At 70.5% G+C, this 22,421-nt stretch carries 18 protein-coding genes; 10 read left to right on the top strand and 8 right to left on the bottom strand.

Annotated elements, in window-relative coordinates; all coding sequences use genetic code 11:
* Positions 1-206 precede the first annotated feature (206 nt).
* A complete protein-coding gene (locus tag ABT061_RS04990) occupies positions 207-1,310 on the top strand; it encodes an alcohol dehydrogenase catalytic domain-containing protein (RefSeq protein ID WP_350912792.1) in 1,104 nt (367 codons plus the stop codon).
* Positions 1,311-1,351: 41 nt separating this feature from the next.
* Here ABT061_RS04990 and ABT061_RS04985 read toward each other — a convergent pair whose 3' ends face one another.
* A complete protein-coding gene (locus ABT061_RS04985; RefSeq protein WP_350912790.1) occupies positions 1,352-3,586 on the bottom strand; it encodes an MMPL family transporter in 2,235 nt (744 codons plus the stop codon).
* 126 nt (positions 3,587-3,712) lie between these two features.
* Here ABT061_RS04985 and ABT061_RS04980 point away from each other — a divergent pair, with 126 nt between their 5' ends.
* On the top strand, positions 3,713-4,246 hold the full coding sequence (locus tag ABT061_RS04980; protein ID WP_350912788.1) for a TetR/AcrR family transcriptional regulator: 534 nt from the start codon (positions 3,713-3,715) through the stop codon (positions 4,244-4,246).
* Between the two features lie 93 nt (positions 4,247-4,339).
* Here ABT061_RS04980 and ABT061_RS04975 read toward each other — a convergent pair whose 3' ends face one another.
* Entirely contained in the window at positions 4,340-6,388 is a 2,049-nt protein-coding gene (locus ABT061_RS04975; RefSeq protein WP_350912786.1) for a protein kinase domain-containing protein, read from the bottom strand.
* Positions 6,389-6,673: 285 nt separating this feature from the next.
* Entirely contained in the window at positions 6,674-7,522 is an 849-nt protein-coding gene (locus ABT061_RS04970) for an LLM class F420-dependent oxidoreductase (protein ID WP_350912784.1), read from the bottom strand.
* A 255-nt stretch (positions 7,523-7,777) separates the two neighbouring features.
* On the opposite strand from ABT061_RS04970, the gene ABT061_RS04965 reads away from it, so the two are divergent.
* From ABT061_RS04965 to ABT061_RS04945, 5 genes are all read left to right on the top strand, one after another.
* The gene (locus ABT061_RS04965; protein ID WP_350912782.1) at positions 7,778-8,569 is read left to right on the top strand and encodes an alpha/beta fold hydrolase; all 792 of its coding nucleotides are present in this window, start codon (positions 7,778-7,780) and stop codon (positions 8,567-8,569) included.
* Positions 8,566-9,816 carry an LLM class flavin-dependent oxidoreductase gene (locus ABT061_RS04960; protein WP_350912780.1) on the top strand — a complete coding sequence of 417 codons (1,251 nt, stop codon included), beginning with the start codon at positions 8,566-8,568 and terminating at the stop codon, positions 9,814-9,816. Before ABT061_RS04965 ends, ABT061_RS04960 begins: the two co-directional genes overlap by 4 nt.
* Positions 9,817-9,976: 160 nt before the next feature.
* Complete coding sequence (locus tag ABT061_RS04955) at positions 9,977-10,858, top strand: TIGR03619 family F420-dependent LLM class oxidoreductase (protein ID WP_350912778.1); 882 nt, start codon at positions 9,977-9,979, stop codon at positions 10,856-10,858.
* Positions 10,859-10,994: 136 nt separating this feature from the next.
* Positions 10,995-11,819, top strand: coding sequence for a HipA family kinase (locus ABT061_RS04950; protein WP_350912776.1), 825 nt, complete (start codon positions 10,995-10,997; stop codon positions 11,817-11,819).
* The gene (locus ABT061_RS04945) at positions 11,816-12,193 is read left to right on the top strand and encodes a DUF3037 domain-containing protein (RefSeq protein WP_350912774.1); all 378 of its coding nucleotides are present in this window, start codon (positions 11,816-11,818) and stop codon (positions 12,191-12,193) included. Before ABT061_RS04950 ends, ABT061_RS04945 begins: the two co-directional genes overlap by 4 nt.
* Before the next feature lie 136 nt (positions 12,194-12,329).
* Here the strand turns inward: ABT061_RS04945 and ABT061_RS04940 are convergent, their stop codons facing one another.
* The 4 genes from ABT061_RS04940 to dxr form a co-directional block, all read right to left on the bottom strand.
* Positions 12,330-13,172: a GNAT family N-acetyltransferase gene (locus tag ABT061_RS04940; protein WP_350913421.1), complete on the bottom strand. Its 843-nt coding sequence runs from the start codon at positions 13,170-13,172 to the stop codon at positions 12,330-12,332.
* Between the two features lie 67 nt (positions 13,173-13,239).
* Complete coding sequence (locus ABT061_RS04935; protein WP_350912772.1) at positions 13,240-14,865, bottom strand: alpha/beta hydrolase; 1,626 nt, start codon at positions 14,863-14,865, stop codon at positions 13,240-13,242.
* Between the two features lie 288 nt (positions 14,866-15,153).
* On the bottom strand, positions 15,154-16,320 hold the full coding sequence (gene ispG / locus ABT061_RS04930) for a flavodoxin-dependent (E)-4-hydroxy-3-methylbut-2-enyl-diphosphate synthase (protein ID WP_350912770.1): 1,167 nt from the start codon (positions 16,318-16,320) through the stop codon (positions 15,154-15,156).
* Positions 16,321-16,355: 35 nt separating this feature from the next.
* Positions 16,356-17,540 carry a 1-deoxy-D-xylulose-5-phosphate reductoisomerase gene (gene dxr / locus ABT061_RS04925; protein WP_350912768.1) on the bottom strand — a complete coding sequence of 395 codons (1,185 nt, stop codon included), beginning with the start codon at positions 17,538-17,540 and terminating at the stop codon, positions 16,356-16,358.
* Between the two features lie 193 nt (positions 17,541-17,733).
* Here dxr and ABT061_RS04920 point away from each other — a divergent pair, with 193 nt between their 5' ends.
* Together ABT061_RS04920 and ABT061_RS04915 are read left to right on the top strand one after the other, a co-directional pair.
* Positions 17,734-18,819, top strand: a complete 1,086-nt coding sequence (locus tag ABT061_RS04920; RefSeq protein ID WP_350912766.1) for a trypsin-like serine peptidase — start codon at positions 17,734-17,736, stop codon at positions 18,817-18,819.
* A gap of 78 nt (positions 18,820-18,897) precedes the next feature.
* Positions 18,898-19,944, top strand: a complete 1,047-nt coding sequence (locus ABT061_RS04915; RefSeq protein WP_350912764.1) for a trypsin-like serine peptidase — start codon at positions 18,898-18,900, stop codon at positions 19,942-19,944.
* A gap of 146 nt (positions 19,945-20,090) precedes the next feature.
* Here ABT061_RS04915 and ABT061_RS04910 read toward each other — a convergent pair whose 3' ends face one another.
* On the bottom strand, positions 20,091-21,518 hold the full coding sequence (locus tag ABT061_RS04910; RefSeq protein ID WP_350912762.1) for an aldehyde dehydrogenase family protein: 1,428 nt from the start codon (positions 21,516-21,518) through the stop codon (positions 20,091-20,093).
* A 214-nt stretch (positions 21,519-21,732) separates the two neighbouring features.
* Between ABT061_RS04910 and ABT061_RS04905 the strand changes: the two genes are divergently transcribed.
* On the top strand, positions 21,733-22,368 hold the full coding sequence (locus ABT061_RS04905; RefSeq protein ID WP_350912759.1) for a TetR/AcrR family transcriptional regulator: 636 nt from the start codon (positions 21,733-21,735) through the stop codon (positions 22,366-22,368).
* Positions 22,369-22,421: the final 53 nt, after the last annotated feature.

Below are 22,421 nucleotides of genomic sequence, written 5' to 3'. Positions count from 1 at the left end.
CTAGCGCTCGCTTGGTTTCGTCAGCGTAGATTTGGCATCCGGGGGTGTCAATGGAAGATCACCACACCCCCCACACGGGCCACTCGACCACCTGGAAGGCAGAGCGGTGCCCCGACAGGGTGGATAACCAAGCAATTGCTTGCTTATAATGCCGCTCCGGGCCGACGTGCGGAGCGCACGGGACCCTCGGCTCGACGGGAGCGGACATGTTGATGCGTGCGGCCGTACTCACCGGGTTCGGCACGGCGCTGGAGGTACGCGAGGTCGAGATAGCCGACCCGGGACCCGGCGAGGTGCGGGTGCGGATCAAGGCGTCCGGCGTCTGCGGGTCCGACATCAAGGCGCTGGACGGCAAGAGCCCGGTGGTGCGACGGCTCCCCTTCGTACTCGGCCACGAGAGCGCCGGGATCGTGGAGAGCACCGGAGCCGGGGTGACCGGCGTCAGACCCGGTGACCATGTGATCATCGCGATGAACGGCGCCTGCGGGCGCTGCCGCAACTGCGGCGCCGGCCGGTTCCACCTGTGCGGCGGCCCCGCCAGGATGGCGGCCATCATGGGCACGATGCGCGACGGCGGTACCCGGATCACCGTGGACGGCGACGGCGCCAGGACGATGATCGGCATCGGCTCGTTCGCCGAGTACGCCGTGGTCAACGAGGCGATGTGCGTGAAGATCGCAAAAGACGCGCCGTTCGACACCATGTGCCTGCTGGCCTGCGGGGTGATCACCGGCGTCGGCGCGGTGCTGAACGTCGCGCAGGTCACCCCCGGCTCCAGCGTGCTGGTGGTCGGCTGCGGCGGGGTCGGGCTGAACGTCGTCCAGGGCGCCGCGCTGGCCGGAGCCACCACCATCGTCGCCGCGGACGTGGCCGAACAGAAGCTGAAGCTGGCCGAGGAGTTCGGCGCCACCCACACGATCCTCGTCACCGACCTGCCCAAGCAGGTGGGCGAGATCGTCAGGGGCGGCGTGGACTACGCCTTCGACGTGACCGGCGTGGCCGGCGTGCTCGGCGCCGCCCTCGCCTCCACCCAGCCCGGCGGCACGACGGTGATGGTCGGCAGCCCGCCGCAGGGCGAGCCGCTCAGTGTCGAGCCGGGCCTGCTGTTCGCCTCCAGGCGCCTGATGGGCACCCAGGGCGGCGACGCCGCCCCGATCAGGGACCTGCCCATGCTCGCCGAGCAGTACCTGCGCGGCCGCCTCGACCTCGATCGCCTGGTCAGCGAGCGCCTCCCGCTGGAGGAGATCAACGAGGCGATCCGGCACGTCCGCGAGGGGGCGGTGGCCCGCAGCGTCATCGTCTTCGACTGACCGCCGCCCTCGTGCACGGCCTACCCGGTCGCCGCTTCGGCTCAGCCGCGACCCGCGCCGACGAGTTCCCTGCTCGGCTCCTCGATCTCCTCGTCCTCCTCCTGCCCCTCGACGGAGAGATTGGGCAGGAGACGGTCCAGCCAGGCGGGGCACCACCAGTTGAACCTGCCGAGCAGGACCATGGTCGCCGGGACCAGCAGCCCCCTGATGATCGTGGCGTCCACCGCGATGGCCACCGCCAGGCCGACACCGAAGATCTTTACCATCGGGTCGGGGTAGGCGACGAACGCGACGAAGACCGAGACCATGATCAGAGCGGCGGAAGTGATCACCCGGCCGGTCGACCCCAGCCCCTCGGCCACCGCCCTGCGGTTGTCGCCGTGCCTCAGGTACGCCTGCCGCACGGCGGTGAGCAGGAAGACCTCGTAGTCCATCGACAGGCCGAACAGGATCGCGAACAGCATCAGCGGGATGTAGCTGTCGATCGGCACGGTGAAGAAGAGCGTGCTCAGATAGGAGGCGTCCACGTTGACCGGCGGGTCCATGCCGACCAGGCCACTGCCCAACCCCAGGGAGAAGACCAGCGAGAGCGCGCCGAACGCGGCGCCGAGCGAGACCAGGTTCATCACCGCGGCCTTGAGTGCGACGACCGGCGAGCGGAACGCCAGGAGCAACAACAGCGCGCTCAGCAGGACCACGACGCCGACGACCAGCGGGGTACGCCCGGCGATCTTGGAGTTGGCGTCGGCCATGCCCGCGACCTCACCGCCCACGTGCACCTTGGCTCCGTTGAGCTCGATCGCGCGGACCGCCTTGACCACCTCCAGCGCCCGGGGGTCGCTGGGGGCGTAGTCGGGGATCGCCTGCACCAGGGCCGCCGTACCGCGCTCGTTGAGAACCGGGTCGCCGACATGGGCCACCCCTTCGACGTCCGCGACGCGGTCCTTCAGGTTCTGCAATATGGCCGGGACGGGCTTCCGGTCGACGACCGGGGTCTCCAGATCCGCCACCACGACGAGCGGGCCGTTCATGCCGGGCCCGAACCCGGCCTGCAGCAGTTCGTAGGAGCGCCGCGCGTCGGTGCCGCGATCGCCGTAGCCGTTGTCGAGCGTGCCCAGCTTGAGTCCCAGGGCGGGGGCGGCGAGCGCTCCCAGGAGCACGACGCTGAGCGCGAGCACGCTCCAGGGACGCCTGGCCACCCAGTTGCCCAGCGAGGCCCAGCCGGAGGAGCCGTGGCTGCCCCGGCGCCCCATGAACGGCAGGCGGAACGCGTTGACCCGGTGCCCGAGCATCCCGAGCAGCGCGGGGACCAGCGTGACGGCGGTGAGCACCGCGCAGACCACCGAGATGCCGGTGATCCAGCCGAGCGTCTGCAGCATGGGGAAGTCGGCGAGCATGAGCGCGCTGAGCGCGATGATCACCGTGCCGCCGGCGAACACCACCGCACCGCCGGAGCTGGCGACCACCCGGCGGATCGCCTCGTGGACGGGCACACCGTCGGCCAGCAGCTTGCGGTGCCTGCTGAGCAGGAAGAGCGCGTAGTCGATGCCGACGCCGAGGCCGATCATCGTCGCCAGGATCGGCGCCTGCTTGGGCACGTCCACCAGGTGACCGAGCAGGCCGATCGTGCCGAGCCCGGTCGCGATGCTGACCAGCGCGACGAAGATCGGGATCATCGCGGCGACCAGGGTGCCGAACGCGAACAGCAGGACCAGCAGCGCGCAGATCACTCCGATGATCTCGCTCGTCCCGGTCTTGATCTCCTTGTTCGCCGGGCTCGACGAGCCGGCGGGCACGACCTCCAGGCCCGCCGCCCGCGCGGGCTCGGCCGCCTCGACGAGGAGCTTGGCGGTCTCGGCCGTCTTGGTGGTGTCGTGCCCCTCAAGCTTGACCGCGATGAAACCGATCTCCAGGCTGGGCGCGATCCCGCCCGTCCGGGAGGGAGGGGTCACCTCCACCACGTGCGGGACCTTGCGGATCTGCTCCGCGGCACGTTCCACCGCGCTCTTCCTCGGCTCGGCGATGAGGGAGCCGTCGGGAGAGTAAAGGACGAGCTGGACCGAACCACCCATCTCGTAACCGGGGCCGAAGCCGTCCTTCAGCAGGTCCATCGCCCGCTGGGCGTCGGTGCCGGGGAGGCTGGTGTCGTTGGTGGCCGGTCCGGGGAACAGCACCGAGCCCGCCATCAGCAGTGCCGCGACGACGACCCACAGCGCCAGCACCGCCTTGCCATGCCGCGCGCACCAACTCCCCAGCCGCCCCAGCAAACCAGACATTCGGTGACCGCCCTATTAAAGTCTGAAATGTGCCTGAAACGCCGTACTGTACGGCCGTACAGAACCTACGATACGAGAGTAGGCGCGCAAACTGGGAAATACTCCCAATAGCGTGGGATTGAGACGATGACCACACTTGAACATGGACACGACACGCGCGGCCGGATCCTCGACGCCGCTCGCCGGTTGTTCGCCGAGCGCGGCTACGCGGCGACCTCGCTGGCCGACATCGCCGCGGCCGTCGGCCTGACGAAGACCGCCGTCGCCTACCACTTCCATCCCAAGGACCGGCTGGCCACCGAGCTGCTCGCCCCCGCCGCCGAGGACATCATGGTCCTGATCGAGAGCGACTTCGACGACGACCGCGCCTTCGTCGAGGCTCTGGTGACCTTCGTGGTCAGGTACCGGGCGATCATCCGGCTGATCATGGAGGACATCGGCGGCGCCGACGACGCGCCACCCGGCTCCCCCGGCGAGATCATCCGCGCCTTCCGTGACGAGATCTACCACCGGCTGGCCGGCCCCGACCCCGATCCCGACCGCCGGGTCTGGGCCTGGGCCCTGCTGGGGTCGCTCCAGTACGGGGTGGTCAAGACGATCGACCTCCCCCAGGAGGACGTCAGGAAGGCCCTGCTGGCCACCGCCCTGGCCGCCATCTGACTGCTACCCCGCCGCCCCGCGAACACCACACCCGAGTTCCCCGCTCCCCCGCGGGCGCCCATCGCCCCGGCCCGCCGCCGTACCGGGACGCCGTCATCCCGACGGGGCCGCCTCCCCGGGCACCGGATCCGGCGAGTCGGGAGGATCGGGAGGCGCGGTGGTCTCCCCCGGACCGTGGCTCGGCCCCGGACCAGGCCCCGGACCAGGCCCGCTCTGGCCCGCCACACCGACCGTGATCACAACCGTCGCGCCCGGCCGGGCACAGGTGCCCGGCGCCACGCTCTGCGCCAGCACCACACCGTCCTGAGCGTCGTCGGTGACCAGCCGCGCCCGGGTCCGTACCGCGAAACCCGCCCCGCCGAGCGTGTTCGAGGCATCGGCCGCGCTCTGGCCGGTGATCGACGGCACCGGAACGCCGTACCTGGAGATGACGAGCGCCACCGCGCTGCCCGGCGAGACGCGCTTGCCCGCACCGGGGGTGCTCGCCAGCACCCGCCCGGCCGGCTGGTCCGAGCAGCGCGTACTCACCCCTCCGGCGACCAGCCCGGCCTGGGTAAGCGCCGCCTGGGCGGCACTCCTGGCGAGGCCGACCAGCGTGGGCACCTGGATCCCCGCGGAGACCTCCAGGTTGACCTTGCCCTTCCTCGGCAGTGTGGTCCCCGCCACCGGGTTGCTCGCGAGCACCTCCCCGACCGGCCGGTCGGAGTTGACCTCCTGGACGGTCCCGGCGACCAGCCCGGCCTGTTTGATCAGGCGCGCCGCCCCGGAACGGTCCAGCCCGACGAGGGCCGGCACGACCGTCGTGACCTCGGACGGTGGCAGCGGGGAGGATCTGACACCCTCCGCGCGCGGCGGCTTGGCCGGATTCGTCGGGAGCGGCCTGACCGGCGGGCTCGTCCTGCTCGGCTGCGGCGCCGTCTCGACCTGGGGACTGCTCTCCACCACCGGCACCGCCGGCGGTACCGCCGCGCCTTTCGGGGTGACACCGCTCAGTGCCGGGACCAGCACCCCCACCAGCACCGCGGCGCTCACCAGCAGCGCCCCGGAGACCGCCATCGACGCCCTGGTGGCCGCCCGCCCCGGGTGAGTGCGGGGCTCGTCGAAGTCCTCGCCTTCGGTGAAGTGCCCGCGCCCACCGGACATCGCCCGCCAGGCGGACCCGGAGGTGCGCGACCTCCCCGCGAGGCCCGGCACATCGAAGGAACCGGGCGTATCCGAGGAATCAGCGGGATCGGACACGCCGGACGGGTCTGAGACGTCAGGCTCGCCGGAGCCGGCCCGCAGGGCGAGACCGCCGGGCACTGGAGGGGTCCGGGAGTCGAGCACCGACCTGTGCCCGTCGTTGCCGAGCAGCGCGAGCAGCAGCTCCCGGCTGCTGGGACGGTTACCGGGATTCTTGTCCAGGCAGTCGACCACCAGCGCGCCGAGCAGCCCGTCGAGGCGCCCCAGTTGCGGGGCCGCGGTGAGGATCCGGTTCAGGACCGCCGCGATCGAGTCCTGGCCGAAGGGCGCCTGGGCGTTGGCCGCGAAACATATCGTGGCGCCCCAGGCGAAGACGTCGGCCGCCTGGTTGATCTCGGCGCCCTCCACCTGCTCGGGCGCCATGTAGGCCGGAGTACCCGCACCGCGCCCGCTCTGGGTGGCCGCCGCGTCCAGCGCCCTGGCCAGCCCGAAGTCGATGACCCTCGGCCCGTCCGGACCGAGCAGCACGTTCTGCGGTTTGAAGTCGCGGTGCACGATCCCGGCCCGGTGGATGGCCGCGAGCGCGGTGGCCGTGCCGATGGCCAGACGCTCCAGCCGGCCCCCCTCGCGGGGCCCGCTGACCGCGACCTCGCGGTGGAGCGACGGGCCGTCGACGTACTCGCTGACGATGTAGGGCCGGTCGCCGTCCAGCCCGGCGTCGATCATCTGGGCCGTGCAGAACCGGGCCACCTGCTTCGCCAGCTCGACCTCGCGCAGGAAGATCTCAGGGTTCTCCCCCACCGAGCCGTGCAGAAGCTTGACCGCGTAGGGCTCTGATCCGGTGTCGGGGCGCACCCCGACATAGACCACTCCCTGGCCTCCCTCTCCGAGCCGCCCGATGATCTCGTACTCACCGAGCGCCGCCGGATCCCCCGTTCTGAGCGGCTGCGCATACGGCACGCGAGCCTCCCCTCGCCGCCACCCTTCTCACTCAAGAAGAAGCATCGCCGACAGTCAACGGGCAGACAGGTCTTCTCTCCCTCACCGTGATATTCATGTGATGCTCAGGTCAGGGCAAGTCCCGACACACCTCCCGAATCGCCAACGCCCAGCACAGAGCCGGTGCCGGGCCGGCCATCCGGTACGGCCCGCGGGGCCAGGCCCCGGCGCGCCATTCCCCCGGAGTCGGCGACCTGAACGGGTCCACGACCTCGTGCCCACCGGGAATGCCCGGACTGCGGCCGGTCAGCGGAGGAAGGCCGTGTACTCGTCGAGGATGGGGAGGATCCGGTCGGCCTCGGCGCTGGGAAGGCTGAGTACGACCTCCTCGATGCCCAGTTCGGAGTAGTAGTCGAGTTTCTCCGCGTTGGGGAGCGTGCCGAAGGGGATGACCTTGGCCATCTCGCGTTCCGCCTTGTCGCAGGCTTCGCGCAGGGCGGGGAGGGCGGCCCTGATGCCCCGGCCGCCGATCGGCATCCAGCCGTCGGCGTACTCGGCGACGTGGGCGAAGAGCTTGGGGCCCGCGGCCCCGCCCACGTAGACGGGGGGACCGGAGATCGGCTTGGGCCAGGACCAGGAGGGCTCGAAGCCGACGTGGCGGCCGTCGAAACCGGCCTCCTCCCGGCTCCACAGGGCCTTCATCGCCAGCATGTGCTCGCGGGCCACGTCGCGGCGGGAACGGAAACCCTGCGGGCCAAGGTGATCCTCGACCTCCTCGACGTTCCAGCCGAACCCGATGCCGAGCACCACCCGGCCGCCGGAGAGGTGGTCGAGGGTGGCGACGGCCTTGGCGGTGACCAGGGGTTCGCGCTGGGCGACGAGCATGATGCCGGTGCCGAGGGTGATCTCGCTCGTCACGGCGGCGGCGTGGGAGAGCGCGACGAGCGGGTCGAGCGTACGCCGGTACTCCTCGGGGAGCACCGCCTGTCCCGCGGCCGGGGGCGTACGGCGGGAGATGGGGATGTGCGTGTGCTCCGGCAGGTAGAGGGAGGCGAACCCGCGCTCCTCGGCCGCCCCGGCCAGTTCGGAGACCGGCATGGACCGGTCGGTGGCGAACATCGTGACACCCAGCCGCATCAGCGCCTCCGTCTTCACGCCCGGACCTTCGACGGGCGTCTCGCCTCTCGGCCGGACACCCCGTCTTCGCCGGACATTCTGTCCCGTATCCCAGCCGTCCGCCCAGGTTGCCGGGGGGAACGCCCCGGCCAAGCGGACCCGCTTGGTTAACCAAGCGATTGCTCGTTTATCATCCCTAGGGTAGCTTGCTCACGTCACCAAAGACGAGGCGTTCACCGGGCACGGCTGAGCACCGCGGCCGGCGGACACGGCAATCCTCACGGGAGGACGCTGATGGCGTTCACGGATCTGGGCGACGTCCGGCTGTTCCACACCGACGACGGCTCCGGCGACACGACGCTGCTGCTCGTCCATGGTCTGGGCGCCGACTCCCACGAGTGGGTCCACCACATTCCCACCCTCGCCAGGGACCATCGGGTGATCGCGGTGGACATGCGCGGGCACGGCTACTCCTCCGCGCCCGAGGAGGGCAACACCCCCCGGCGGATGGCGGACGACCTCGCCGGGCTCTGCGCGGCCCTGGGCGTGGAGTCCTGTGTCGCCATCGGCCACTCGATGGGCGGCCAGATCGTCTCCCACCTCGCCGTGGAGTATCCCTCGCTGGTCAGGGCGCTGGTCACGGTCGATCCCGGCTACGGCTTCGCGGGGGCGCTGAGCGAATACCTCCCCACCCTGATCGAGCAGATGCGCGAGGACGTCGTGGGGGTCTCACTGCGCAACGACGAGTGGACCCAGACCGCCGCCACGCCCGAGTGGCTGCGCGAGTGGCACCGGCGCCGGATCCTCGCCACTCCTCCGCACGTACTGCTCCAGGCGTTCGAGGCGATGTTCGGCGGTCCGGACGCGCTCGGCCTGCGCCCCAACTCCGACGAATACCTCGCGCGCCGGACCTGCCCGGTGCTCACCTTCTGGTTCGACCCCTCCCAGGCGACCTGGGAGGCCGGACTGTTCAAGAACCCGCACTCCAAGGCGGTCACCTGGGAGGGCAGCGGTCACCGGCTGCACGAGGAACGTCCGGGCGAGTTCCTCATCGTCGTCACCAACTGGCTAAGGAGCCTGCCGTGAAGTTCTCGTTGATGCTCAACCCGCAGATCCCCGGCTCGGGCTACAGCCAGGAGGAGAACGCGAAGGCCAGGAGGCCGATCGGGCGCGACACCGAGTCGTACCAGAGGCTGCTGGACGAGGTGCGCGAGATCGCCGTCCACGCCGACCAGATCGGTTTCGACGCGTTGATGATGACCGAGCACCACTTCCACTCCGAGGGTTTCGAGTTCTCGGTCAACCCGCTGATGTTCCTCACCGACCTGGCGGCCAGGACCGAGCGCATCCTGCTCGCCCCGCTCGGCCTGGTGCTGCCCGCCTGGGACCCGATCAGGGCGGCCGAGGACGTGGCCCTGCTCGACCAGTTCAGCAAGGGCCGGCTCCGGCTCGGCGTGGCCCGCGGCTACCAGAACCGCTGGATGAACGTGCTGGGGCAGCGCTGGCACGCCTCGGCCGCCAGGTCCGACGGGTCGAACTCCGACAACCGCAACTTCGATGTGTTCGGCGAGGTGCTGAACATCATGAAGATGGCGTGGACCCAGGAGACGCTCCGCTACAAGTCCGACGTGCTCGACTACGAGGTCCCCTCGCCCTTCGACGGGATCGAGGGCTGGCCCGCGCAGGAGTGGACCAGGGCCTTCGGCGCCCCGGGCGAGCTCGACGACGACGGGAAGATCCAGGCGATCTCGGTCTGCCCCCGGCCGTACCAGAACCCCCACCCGGAACTGTGGCAGCCGTTCACCATCTCCGACCGCTCGGTGGTCAGGGCGGCGCAGGAGGACATCCTGCCGTGGATGTTCACCCCGAACCCCGACGATCACGCCGCCAAGGCCAGGCTCTACCAGGAGGAGTCGGCCAAGTGCGGCCGTGACTACAAGCTGGGCGAGCACACCGGCATCCTCAAGATCGTCGGAATGGCCGACACCAAGGAGGAGGCCATCGCCACCTACGGCAAGAGCATGCAGAAGGACTTCGCCGCCTTCTTCGGGCCGTTCGGCTACCTGGAGGTCCTGCGTAAGAAGGAGGACGACAGGCACCAGCCGATCAGCCCCGAGAAGGGCGACTTCAAGCGCATGAACGAGGTCGAGATGGCCCTGCTCGGCGGCCCCGACGACGTCAAGCGCGGCATCCAGCGCATGCTCGACCGGATGCCGAACCTGGAGTGGTTCGGCCTGTTCATGCAGGGGCAGCAGGGCGTCCTGCCCCTCGACACCGTCAAGCGCAACCTGGAGCTGTTCGCCACCAAGGTCATCCCCGAGTTCTCCGACTGACCTTTCGCCGATCCGGCCCTCCAGAGGTCCCCACCCTCCGGGAAATCCCCGTCGGGAATCCCGGTGGGAAGTAAGGACAGGGACGGCACCCGCAGACGTCCCCCGGCTCCCCCGGGGGACATCTATCGAAATTTCAGCGTTTCGGAGCCCGGGAGGATCCGTGCAGTTCTGGCTTGGAGCGTCATTCGTCGAGACCGGCCAGTTCGTCGAACTGGCCAGGGCCGCGGAGCGGTGCGGCATTCACACGCTCACCCTGTCGGACCACATCTTCTATGCCGATTTCGAGTCGCCCTATCCCTATTCCAGAACCGGTGCCCCCCGCTGGAACGCCGGGACGCACTGGCCGGACGTGTGGGTGACGATCGGCGCGATGGCCGCCGTCACCACCACCCTGCGTTTCGCGCCCAACGTCTACATCGCCCCGGCCCGTGATCTGTTCACCGTCGCCAAGCAGGTCTCCACGGCCGCGGTCCTGTCCGGGAACCGGGTGACCTTCGGCGTCGGCGTCGGCTGGTGCAAGGAGGAGTTCGTCCAGACAGGCCAGGACTTCCACACCCGGGGTCGCAGGCTGGACGAGATGATCCCGGCCCTGCGCGAACTCTGGGCCGGCGGCACCGTCACCCACCACGGCACCCACTACGACTACGGCCCGCTCTCGATCTCCCCCGTACCCTCCGTGCCCGTGCCGTTCTTCGTCGGCGGCGACAGCGAGGCGGCGCTGCGCCGCGCGGCCAGGACGGGCGACGGCTGGATGGGCAACCGGATCTACACCGAGGAGCAGCTCGACCCGGTCCTCGCCGACCTGCGGCGCTACCTCAAGGAGTACGGCAGGGCGGAGGACGCCCTGCAGATCATCGCGCCGCTCGCGGTCATGCCCGACGCCGCCACCTACCGCCGCTTCGCCGACAAGGGGGTGACCGGAACGATGGCCGCGCCCTGGTGGCTCGCCACCCCCGAGGAGAAGGCCGGGTACGGCGAGGGCATCGAGCTCAAGATAGCCACCATGGAGCGCTTCGCCGAGGAGGTCGTCTCGAAGATGTGACGCCTCGCCCGACACGGCACGGCCCCGTATCGGGCCGCGGTGGTGATCACCGCACCGAACCGGCACAGTGTGCCCCGGCCGGGCCCGCGTGCCGGGTGGCCGATCGCCCGGCGGCCCGAGCCGATAGCCTGGCCGGGTGCTCGAAAAGATCAAAGCCACCCGTTACGTGACGCCCCTGCGGGAGGGCGGCTCGCTCCCCGGGGTCATGGAGGCGGACGACCTCGGCACGCACGTCGTGAAGTTCCGCGGCGCCGGCCAGGGCCGCCGGGTCCTGGTGGCGGAGATCGTGTCCGCCGGGCTGGCCCGGCGTCTCGGCTTCCGCACGCCCGAGCTGAAGGTGATCGACGTCGATCCACAGCTCGGCGCCCGCGAGCCGGACGAGGAGATCCAGGACCTGCTCAAGGCCAGCGAGGGCAACAACCTGGCCGTCGACTTCCTGCCGGGCGCGCTGGGCTTCGAGCCGCTGGCCTGGCCTCCAGAGCCCGGTTTCGCCTCCCGCCTGCTCTGGTTCGACGCGCTGATCCACAACGTCGACCGGAGCTGGCGCAACCCGAACCTGCTCCTGTGGCACGGCGACACCTGGCTGATCGACCACGGCGCCGCGCTCTGGTTCCACCACAACTGGCCCTCGGCCGACCCGCTGCGCGGCTTCGACGCGCGCGACCATGTGATGGCCCCCTTCGCCACCCGGATGTCCGAGGCCGACGCCGAGTTCAGCGAGAGGATCACCAGGGACCTGCTCGACGGGGTGGTGGACGAGGTTCCCGACGAGTGGCTGGAGAACGAGCCGGGGTTCGACGGGGCGCAGGCCGTGCGGCAGGCGTACGTCGAGCACCTGCTGACCCGCGCCCAGGGCCCGCGCACCTGGCTGCCGGCTCCCTCGGCCGCCTCCGGTCAGGACTCGGCGGCTCAGCAGGGAAAGCCCGGCTCGGTGGGCGCGTTCTGGAAGGACACCCGGTGAAGGACGTCTACGAGTACGCGATCATCCGGGTCATCCCCCGGGTGGAGCGCGGCGAGCTGATCAACGCCGGCGTGCTGCTCTACTGCCAGCCACGCGGCTACCTGTGCGCCCGCGTGGAACTGGACGAGGCACGCCTGCGCGCCCTCGATCCCCAGGTGGACCTCGACGGCGTACGGCACGCGCTCGACGTCTACCGGCGCTCCTGCGGCGGCGACGAGGGACCGCTGACCGAGGAGCCGCTGGGCAGCCGGTTCCGCTGGCTGACCGCCCCGCGCAGCACGATCGTGCAGACGGGCCCGGTCCACGCCGGTCTCACCGCCGACCCGGAGGCGGAGCTGGAGCACCTCGTGACCTGCCTGGTCCGCAGCCCCTGAGCCGAGCCCGGAAAGCGGCTCGGGCATCCGGACACGAGTGAGCGTCCGGTCGTCCAGGCGCACGGTCTCGACCTCGATCCGCCGGTGGCCGAGTCGCTCGAAGACCGGCGATCCGCCCGGAGCGGCGGGACGCCGGTCAGAAGAGCACGGACATGAAGGTGCCGACCTCGACGAAACCGGCCCTGCGGTAGGCGGCCCTGGCCGGGGCGTTGTAGTCGTTGACGTACAGCGAGACCACCGGCGCGAAGTAGTCGAGCGCGTGCTTGACCACCGCGGCCATCCCTGACACCGCGTGGCCGCGGCCACGCAGGTCGGGGTGGACCCAGACGCCCTGGATCTGGCAGGCGTGCGGCGTCACCGCGCCGATCTCGGCCTTGAAGACGACCCTGCCCCCCTCGATGCGGGCGTACGACCTGCCGATCCTGATCAGCTCGGCGACCCGGGACCGGTAGAGGGCTCCGCCGTCCCCCAGCTCAGGGGAGACGCCCACCTCCTCGGTGAACATCGCCACGCAGGCCGGCAGCAGGATGTCGAACTCGTCGGGCCGGACCCGCCGCACCAGCGGGTCGGCCGGGAGCGGCGACGGCTCCGTGGTCACCATGAGCGGCTGCGCCCAGCGGATCGCACGGGCGGCTCCCCAGTGCGGCTCCAGCCGCTCCCAGAGCACCTCGACCGCGTCGGCCGGGCCGACGATCGAGGAACAGCGGCGGCCCTGCTTGCGTGCGCGTTCGGCGAAGGCGTAGACGGCGTCGGTACCGGCGTTGACCGGAACCAGGTTCGCCCCGGCGTAACAGAGGGAGGTCAGGCCACCGCGCGGCCCGAACCCCCACATCTGGCCACCGAGTCTGGCCGGATTGAGCCCGACAGAACGGACCCTGGAGGCGACGAAAACGTTACCGACGGGGTCGATGTCGAGAAGCGCCAGGACCTCGTCTCGATCGTTGTCGTCGAGCACGCGCGACGCCGTTGTACGCAGCATCACATGCTCAGCCTACGCGACCCCCTCGATTTTGGCAGGAACCAACACAGAGCATCTCATCTACCTGCTAGATCGCCCTTCCCCCCGGGTGCCCGGCGGGCACCCGGACGGGCGAGGGTCCGATCACCGGCACGGGCACCGGCAGCGGCAGGCCGGGGCAACGGGCGTCCGGGCTGCCGGAGTCCCGCCGTGCTCCACCGGGAAGGGTGCCGTCCCGCAGGTAGGCGGCCAGGCGACGGTCGACGCAGGCGTTCCCGTTGAGCGAGATCCCGTGGTTGCCACCGGGCACGGCCAGCAGCCGGGAGCCGCGGAGCAGGGTACGCATCCGCAGCGCCCCCGCGTACGGGGTGGCGGCGTCGCGCTCGCCCTGGATCAGCATGACCGGTGGCAGCATGGTGCTGTCGTGCACCCGCACGGGGGTGCCTCCCTGCACGGGCCAGAACGCGCACGGCGCGTTGTACCAGGCGTTGGGCCAGGTGAGGAAGGGTGCCCTGGCGTTGGCCCTGGTCATGTCCGTCCGCCAGCGTGTCCAGTCGCGCGGCCAGACCGCGTCGCTGCACTGCACCGCCAGGTAGACGGCGTAGTTGTTCTCGTCCTTGGCGTCGTTCTCCGCGTGCTTGCGGTAGGCGTTGAGCAGGAGTGCCGTCTCCCCCTTCTTGACGTAGGCGGAGAATGCCTTGGCCAGCTGCGGCCAGACGGCGTCGGAGTAGCCGCCGACGGTGTAGAGGTCGTCGAGCTCGCTCGGGCCGATCACTTCCGCCGCGGGGTGGCCGCCCAACCGGGTACGCATGGCGTCCCAGGCGAAGGAGACGGCCCTCTCGGTGGTGCCCAGCCGGTAGACCGGATTGTGACGGGCGATCCATCTGAGGAATTCCCGGTGCCTGCTCTGGAAGGCGATGCTCTGGCTCAGGTTCGAGCGGTACCAGATACCGCGCGGATCCACCACGCTGTCCAGGACGAGCCGCCTGAGCCGGTCGGGAAAGAGCGTCGCGTAGACCGCGCCCAGGTAGGTCCCGTACGAGTAGCCCAGGAAGCTGATCTTCGACTCGCCGAGCGCCTCCCTGATCAGGTCCATGTCCCTGGCGGAGTTCTCCGTGGTCATGTGGGGCAGCATCCAGCCCCACCGGACGCCGCACGCCTGGGCGTACTCGCGGGCCCGGTCGATGAGCACGCTCTCGTCCCGCCTGGTGACCGGCACCTGGTCGGGACGGGGCGGCTTGTAGTACTCCACGGGATCGACACAGCTCAGCGCCGGCTCGCTGGCCCCCACCCCGCGCGGGTCGAAACCGATCACGTCGAACCGGTCGGCCAGGCCGCCGGGAAGCCCTGCCACGACGCCCTTGACCAGATCGCGCCCGGACGCCCCGGGACCGCCTGGATTGACCAGCAGCGCGCCGAGACGGTCGTGGGTGGCCCTCCCCCTGATCCGGTTCAGGGCGATGTTGATGGTCTGGTACGGGTTGTCGTAGTCGAGCGGCACACTCAGCGTGGCGCACTCCATCCGGCTGTCCGCCCGCTGCCCGGGAACGGACGGCATCACCCCGGGCACCGAGGTCCCGCCCTCGCAGGGCCCCCAGACCAGCTCCTCCCTGCCCTGGGCCACCGCCCCCTGGGCCACCGCCCCTTGCGGCACTCCCACCGCGGCTGCCAGCATCGCGATGCTCGCGGCAATCCCGACGACCCTCTTCTTCACTGTGCGGTCCCCCTACTCGTACGGCAGAGGCGATGGTCTCCCGGAGGTGGCGCGATTCACCCGGGACACAACCGGATATCTAGCAAAGTGTAGTCAGATGATTGCTAAGTGTAATGACCCCAGGTCGGACGGCGCCACCAGGTGGGCCAGCAGAACACCGCAAACGGCCACGGAGGCTACGGAGACCGGAAAACGGAAATCTCCGGCGGAGAGCACCCCGCAAAAGGTGCGCCCCCGGCGGCGAGAGAGCGACCGGGGGGCGGACAGGTGCGGGAAGCGGGACGGTGCCTAGCCGACGACGACCTGGGGGCCCGTGACGTCGTCGTCGAGGTCGACCTCCACGCCCATCTGCTCGGCGAGGCGCAGCGCCTCCTCGATCAGGGTCTCCACGATCTGCGACTCGGGAACGGTCTTGATGACCTCGCCCTTGACGAAGATCTGGCCCTTGCCGTTGCCGGAGGCGACACCGAGGTCGGCCTCGCGGGCCTCACCGGGGCCGTTGACGACGCACCCCATCACCGCGACGCGGAGCGGGACCTTCAGCCCCTCCAACCCCGCCTGGACCTGCTCGGCCAGGGTGTAGACGTCGACCTGGGCGCGCCCGCAGGAGGGGCAGGAGACGATCTCCAGGCCGCGCTCGCGCAGGTTGAGCGACTCCAGGATCTGGTTGCCGACCTTGACCTCCTCGACCGGCGGGGCGGACAGCGACACGCGGATGGTGTCGCCGATCCCCTCGGCGAGCAGGGCCCCGAAGGCGACGGCGGACTTGACCGTGCCCTGGAAGGCCGGGCCCGCCTCGGTGACACCGAGGTGGAGCGGATAGTCGCACCGGGCGGCGAGCAGGCGGTATGCCTGGACCATCACGACCGGGTCGTTGTGCTTGACGGAGATCTTGATGTCGCGGAAGCCGTGCTCCTCGAAGAGCGAGCACTCCCAGAGCGCCGACTCCACCAGCGCCTCGGGGGTGGCCTTGCCGTACTTCTGGAGCAGGCGGGGGTCGAGCGAGCCGGCGTTGACGCCGATCCTGATCGGCACACCGCGGTCGGCGGCGGCCCGCGCGATCTCACCGACCTTGTCGTCGAACTTCTTGATGTTGCCGGGGTTGACCCGGACCGCCGCGCAGCCCGCCTCGATCGCGGCGAAGACGTACTTCGGCTGGAAGTGGATGTCGGCGATCACCGGGATCTGCGACTTCCTGGCGATGGTCGGCAGCGCGTCGGCGTCGTCCTGCGAGGGGACCGCGACCCGGACGATCTGGCAGCCCGAGGCGGTCAGCTCGGCGATCTGCTGGAGCGTCGCGTTGACGTCGGCGGTGACCGTGGTGGTCATCGACTGGACGGAGACCGGCGCGTCCCCGCCCACGGGGACGGAGCCGACCATGATCTGACGAGATATGCGTCGCTCGGCGATCGGCCTGGTCCTTACGGACGGGATTCCGAGAGCAACAGAAGTCATTTTCAGCCCTTGAAGAGTCGACGACGCTCACCAGTCTAGGCAGTCCCGGTGAGCTCCCGTGCCCTTATCCGTGCCCAGGAGTCGGCATCGAGCACCTCGGCCACCGATCCGGCCTCGGTGACGGTGTGCTCGGAGACCACCGAGGCCACGGTGTCGACGATGCCGAGGAAGGGCAGCCGACCGGCCAGGAACGCCTCGACGCAGACCTCGTTGGCGGCGTTGTAGACGGCCGGTGCCGTGCCGCCGGCCGCGCCGACGTGGCGGGCCAGCGCGACGGCGGGGAAGGCTCCGTCGTCGAGCGGCTCGAACGTCCAGGTGTGGGCGGCGGTCCAGTCGACGCCGGGCGCGGCGTCGGCGACCCGCTCGGGCCAGCCGAGGGCCAGCGCGATGGGCAGGCGCATGTCGGGCGGGCTGGCCTGGGCGATGGTCGAGCCGTCGACGAACTCGACCATCGAGTGGATGACCGACTGCGGGTGGACCACGACGTCGATGCGCTCGAAGCCGATGTCGAAGAGCAGGTGCGCCTCGATGACCTCCAGCCCCTTGTTGACGAGCGTGGCGGAGTTCACCGTGATCACCGGTCCCATCGACCAGGTGGGGTGGGCGAGTGCCTGCTCGGGGGTCACCTCCGCGAGGTCCGCGCGCGACCTGCCGCGGAAGGGCCCGCCGCTCGCGGTGACGACCAGGCGCCGCACGGCGGAGGCGTCGGGGCCGGTGGGACCCGCCGCCCACAGGCACTGGGCCAGCGCGGCGTGCTCGGAGTCGACCGGGATCAGCTGGCCCGGCTTGGCCAGGCGCTTGACCAGCGGCCCTCCGACGATCAGTGACTCCTTGTTGGCGAGCGCGAGCGCCCGGCCTGCCTCCAGCGCGGCCAGCGTGGAGGTCAGCCCCAGCGCGCCGGTGATGCCGTTGAGCACGACGTCGGCGGGCCAGGAGGCGGCCTCCGCCACCCCTTCCTGACCGGCCAGCACCCGCGCGTCCACCCCGCGCGCGGCCAGGGCCTCGCGCAGTTCCGGCACTGCGGCGGGATCGGCGACGGCGATCACGTCGGGCCTGAACTCGGCCGCCTGCCGGGCCAGCAGGTCGATCCGGCCACCGTAGGCGGCCAGCGCGACCACCCGGAACCGGCCGGGGTTGCGGGCGATGACGTCAAGGGACTGGGTCCCGATGGACCCGGTCGAGCCGAGCAGGACGACGGAGCGGACGGTGTCTGGCTGCACCGTCCCATTCTCCCGGCTCGGGCCGCGCTGTCGAATCGGCCTCATCCACACGGAAATCTGTTAGACGTGAAACACGCGATAAAAGGCGATATTTAAGTCCGAATTCCGTCATATCAATAGCTGTAAATCTTGAGAAATACGCACGTACGGCGCACTAGCTTCCCGGAACAGCAACGGGCCTCGGGAGGTACATATGCGACGCACAGCACGACTCATCCCCCTTCTCACCGCGGTCGCGGGAAGCACTCTGCTCACCGCGACGATCGCGCACGGCGCCACGGGCACGGGTGCGGGCGGCCCGGGTACGGGCGGGGGCGTCACCGCGACGCGGGCCGTCCCCCAGCCGGTCGAGAAGGAGGCGGCCGACACCAAGGCGGAGCAGCGGACCGTCCAGCGCTACTGGACGGAGGCGAAGATGGAGGCGGCACAGCCGCTCGCCACCCTCATCCCGGAGAAGGAAGGTGCCCGCCTCACCTCGGCGGCGATCGCGGCGCAGGCCGCGGCCGACCCCGTCTCCATCCCCGCGACCACGCAGGACGGCGAGGCCGTCCCGGCCACCGGCATGGCCGCCAAGGGCACGGCGGCCGTCCGCGCCTCCACCGGCGCGCCGTGGACCCGCGGCGGGGCGATCGCCAAGACCACCGGCCGCGTCTTCTTCACCTACCAGGGCCGCAACGCCTCGTGCTCGGCGAACGCGGTGACGAGTGAGAACAGGAGCACCGTGATCACCGCGGGGCACTGCGTGCGGATGGGCGGGGCCTTCCACAGCAACTGGGTGTTCGTACCGGGATACGAGAACGGCAACCGACCCTACGGCACATGGGTGGCGACCACGCTCTACACCACCCCGCAGTGGAACAACACCGAGGACATCAACTACGACGTGGCCTCGGCCGTGGTGGCCCCGCTGAACGGCAGGTCGCTGACCGACGTGGTCGGCGGCCAGGGCGTCTCCTTCAACCAGTCGCGCCGGGCGCAGATGCACTCCTTCGGCTACCCGGCGGCCGGTCCCTACGACGGTTCCAAGCTGGTCTACTGCGCCGGACGTGCCTTCGACGACTTCCTGATGTCCCGCGACATCGGGTTGAACTGCAACATGACCGGCGGGTCGAGCGGCGGTCCCTGGTTCCTCGGCTTCAACGAGAGCACCGGCCTGGGCACCCTGAACTCGGTGAACAGCTTCAAGTACGACTTCGCCTCCGGCTGGATGTTCGGCCCGTACTTCGGCACCGACGCGCAGGCCGTCTACGAGGCCGCCCAGACAACCGGCGCCCCCTGAGACTCACCGGGCCCTCGACGCCCCCGAATACCCTAAAGTAATCACAGAAACACTCTCCGTAGTGCAAACTCGGTCCTCATGACCTCAAGCCTCCCCCTGCTTGCGGCCGCCCCGCTCGTCGCCGGGCTGCTGGGCGTCCCGACGACCGGCGTGACGGCCATCCGGCAGACGGCCGCCGAGTCCGGGCAGCGGATCGCGAACGCCCCCGTCCCCCTTCTCACCGCGAAAGTCGCGACGTCCGGCATGCCGGACGTCGTCGAGCACACGATCGCTCCAACCGCGTCGGAGCGAAAGCGCGTGCTCGGCTACTGGACCCCCCGCCGGATGGCCTCGGCGCTCCCCGTCGACCGGCTCTCGAAGGCCGGCGGGTTGCTCGGGCGGCTCTTCGCCCGAGCCGGCCGGGGGGTCGCCCCCCACCGGAGCCCGAACGGCGCCGCCGCACGCACCTCCGGCACCCGCTGGACCTCCGGCGGAATGGTCGAACGCACCACGGGGCGGGTGTTCCTGACCATCAAGGGCAGTGACTTCGTGTGCTCGGCGAGTTCGGTCAGGAGTGCCAACAGGGATCTGGTCGTGACCGCCGGTCACTGCGTCAAGGACGGCGCCGGCGCCTGGGCCGACAACTGGACCTTCGTCCCCGGCTACTCCCAGGGCCGCCGCCCGTACGGGCAGTACACCGCGCGCCGCATGTTCGTCGCGGGTCCCTGGTCGCGCGGCGGCGACGACAGCCACGACATCGGCATGGTGGCGGTCAACACCAGTGACGGCAAGCACCTCGGCGACGCCGTCGGCGGTCAACAGATCGCTTTCGGCACCCCCAGAGGGCGCCCCGCCAGCGGTTTCGGCTTCCCCGCCGACTCGCCCTACGACGGCGAGCACCTGGTCTACTGCGCGGGCACGCTCCGCGACGACCCGAACGGGCAGACCGGCGACCAGGGGATGCGCTGCGACATGACCGCCGGATCCAGTGGGGGCCCGTGGCTGAGCGGCTTCGACCCCTCCACCGGCAGCGGCACGATCGTCTCGGTCAGCAGTTTCAAATACAGCGACGACCACCGCACCATGTACGGCCCCTACTTCGGCGACTCGGCCAGGGAGCTCTACGCCATGGCCGCAACGTCATGACAATCGAGGCGGCCGTGGCCTCCGGGCGCCCGCGGCTCCGGTGCGGAGGAGCGCGGGCCTCGTTGACACCGGAAGCCGCGACCGGTTCGAAGTGCCGTCGCCGGTGAACCGGCCGCAGGACACCGCGACCGGGGCACCGGGCGGGCTCAGAGGGTCAGGCCGGTGAGGACCATGACCTTCTCGTAGGTGAGGTCGGCGATGGCCGAGCGGATGCCCTCGCGGCCGACGCCCGAGTCCTTGACCCCGCCGTAGGGCATCTGGTCGGCGCGGTACGACGGCACGTCACCGATGATCACTCCGCCGACCTCAAGCTCCCGGTTGGCCCGGAAGGCATTGTCGAGACTGCGGGTGAACACCCCGGCCTGCAGGCCGTACTTGGAATCGTTGACCGTGGCGAACGCCTCGTCCACTCCGGACACCGTCTGGACGATCATCACCGGGCCGAAGACCTCCTCGCAGGAGACCTTGGCGTCGGCCGGCACGTCGGCGAGGACCGTCGGCGCGACGGTCGCGCCGTCGCGGGTGCCGCCGGTCAGCAGGCGGGCACCGGCCGCGACGGCCTCGCCGACCCACTGTTCCACGCGCTCGGCGGCCTCGACGGACACGAGCGGGCCCACCTGCGTCTTCTCGTCGGCGGGGTCGCCGACGACCAGGGCCTCGACGGCCGGGACGAGCCTGGCCACGAAGTCGTCGTGCACCGACGCCTCGACGATCACCCTCTGCACGGCGATGCAGCTCTGACCGGCCTGGTAGTTGGAGAACAGGGCGATCCGCGAGGCGGCCCAGTCGAGGTCGGCGTCGGCGAGGACCACCGCGGCCGCGTTGCCGCCGAGTTCCAGGGTCACGTGCTTGCGCGGGACCGTCTCCAGGATCGCGTACCCCACGGGAGCCGACCCGGTGAAGGAGACGACGGGCAGGCGCGGGTCCTCGACCAGCCCTCCGGCGCGGTCGTTGGGCACCGGGAGCACCGAGAACATCCCCTCCGGCAGGTCGGTCTCGGCCAGGATCTCGCCCAGGACCAGCGAGGAGACCGGTGTCGCCGGGGCGGGCTTGACGATGATCGGGGCGCCGGCCGCGATCGCCGGGGCCACCTTGTGCGCCACCAGGTTGAGCGGGAAGTTGAACGGGGTGATGCCCAGGACCGGGCCGTGCGGGACGCGCGAGATGTAGGCGAGGCGGCCCGCGGAGGCGGCCTCGGTGTCCAGGCGCATGGTCTCGCCGCTGAGGCGACGGGTCTCCTCGGCCGCGAACCTGAAGGTGGAGATCGCACGGCCGACCTCGCCGCGGGCCCAGAAGATCGGCTTGCCGTTCTCCTCGCTGATGAGGCGGGCGATCTCGTCGGCGCGCTCGGCCAGGCGGCGCGAGACGTGCGCGAGGGCGTCGGCGCGTACGTGGATCGGGAGCGCGGCCGCCTCCTTCCGCACGGCCGCCGCGGCGGCTACGGCCTCCTCGACCTGGTCGGCCGTCGGCACGGAGCAGACGGCGACGACTCGGCCGTCATGCGGATTGGTCACGGTGAGCTCGGCGTCGCCTGTGGCGGGGCGGCCGGCGAGCCAGAAGGGGCGCACGTCCATACCTCGACGCTATGTCACCTGCGCCGATGTGGTCTTACTCCACTCCGCACAAGATCCCGGTACCGGTACACCTTTCCGGCCAATGGTCCATTCACCCCGACCCTGTAACGAAAAGAGGGGCATTCGGTGATATTCCTTACATGGCGCCGGTTTAAATGATCTTCATCATGGCTAAGTCACCGAATGAACACTCAGAGCGGAAGGGCGTGGGCGCATGACCTCCTCGGCGCCGCGCGGCCTTCAGGGCGCGTATCTCCTCGGTGAACGGGCCTCACACGACGAACTGCGCACCAGGCTGCTCGACGTCGCCAGCCAGTTGCTGGTCACCATCGGCCCCGAGAGCCTGTCGATGCGCCGCATCGCCACCGAGGCGGAGTGCTCCACAACGGTCATCTACACCATGTTCGGCAGCAAGGAGGGCCTCGCCGAGGCTCTGTACCTGGAAGGCTTCGAGCGCTTCCGGCGGCGTCTGGAGGCCGTGCCCCCGCGCAGGGACTCCCTGGAGCACCTCATAGCGCTCGGCCCCGTCTACCGGGAGGCCGCGCTGGACGAGCCCGGCTACTACGCCCTGATGTTCGAGCGCGCGATTCCCGGCTTCGTACCGAGCGAGCGGGCCAGGACCCTGGCCCGCGCGGCGCTGAACATCGTCGACCGGGTGATCGCCGACTGCATCTCGGCCGGGTACATCGTCCCCACCCAGCCCAGGAAGATCGCCGATGCCGTGTGGGCCGCCGCCCAGGGCGCGATCAGCCTGGAACGTGCCGGGCACCTGCGCGACAGCAGCACCTACGACACGGTCACCCAGGCCGTCATCTCCCGCTACCTGGTCGCCGACGTCTCCCGGGCGTGACCGGCTCCCCGGCCTCTTTGTGGGCGGAGCCCCCGCTCCGGCTCACCGAGCGG

It is taken from the genome of Streptosporangium sp. NPDC002544 (assembly GCF_040295965.1).
In the GTDB taxonomy this organism is placed as follows: domain Bacteria; phylum Actinomycetota; class Actinomycetes; order Streptosporangiales; family Streptosporangiaceae; genus Streptosporangium.
Note: the sequence above shows the minus strand (reverse complement) of the source record. Positions and strands in the feature narration are given on the sequence as shown.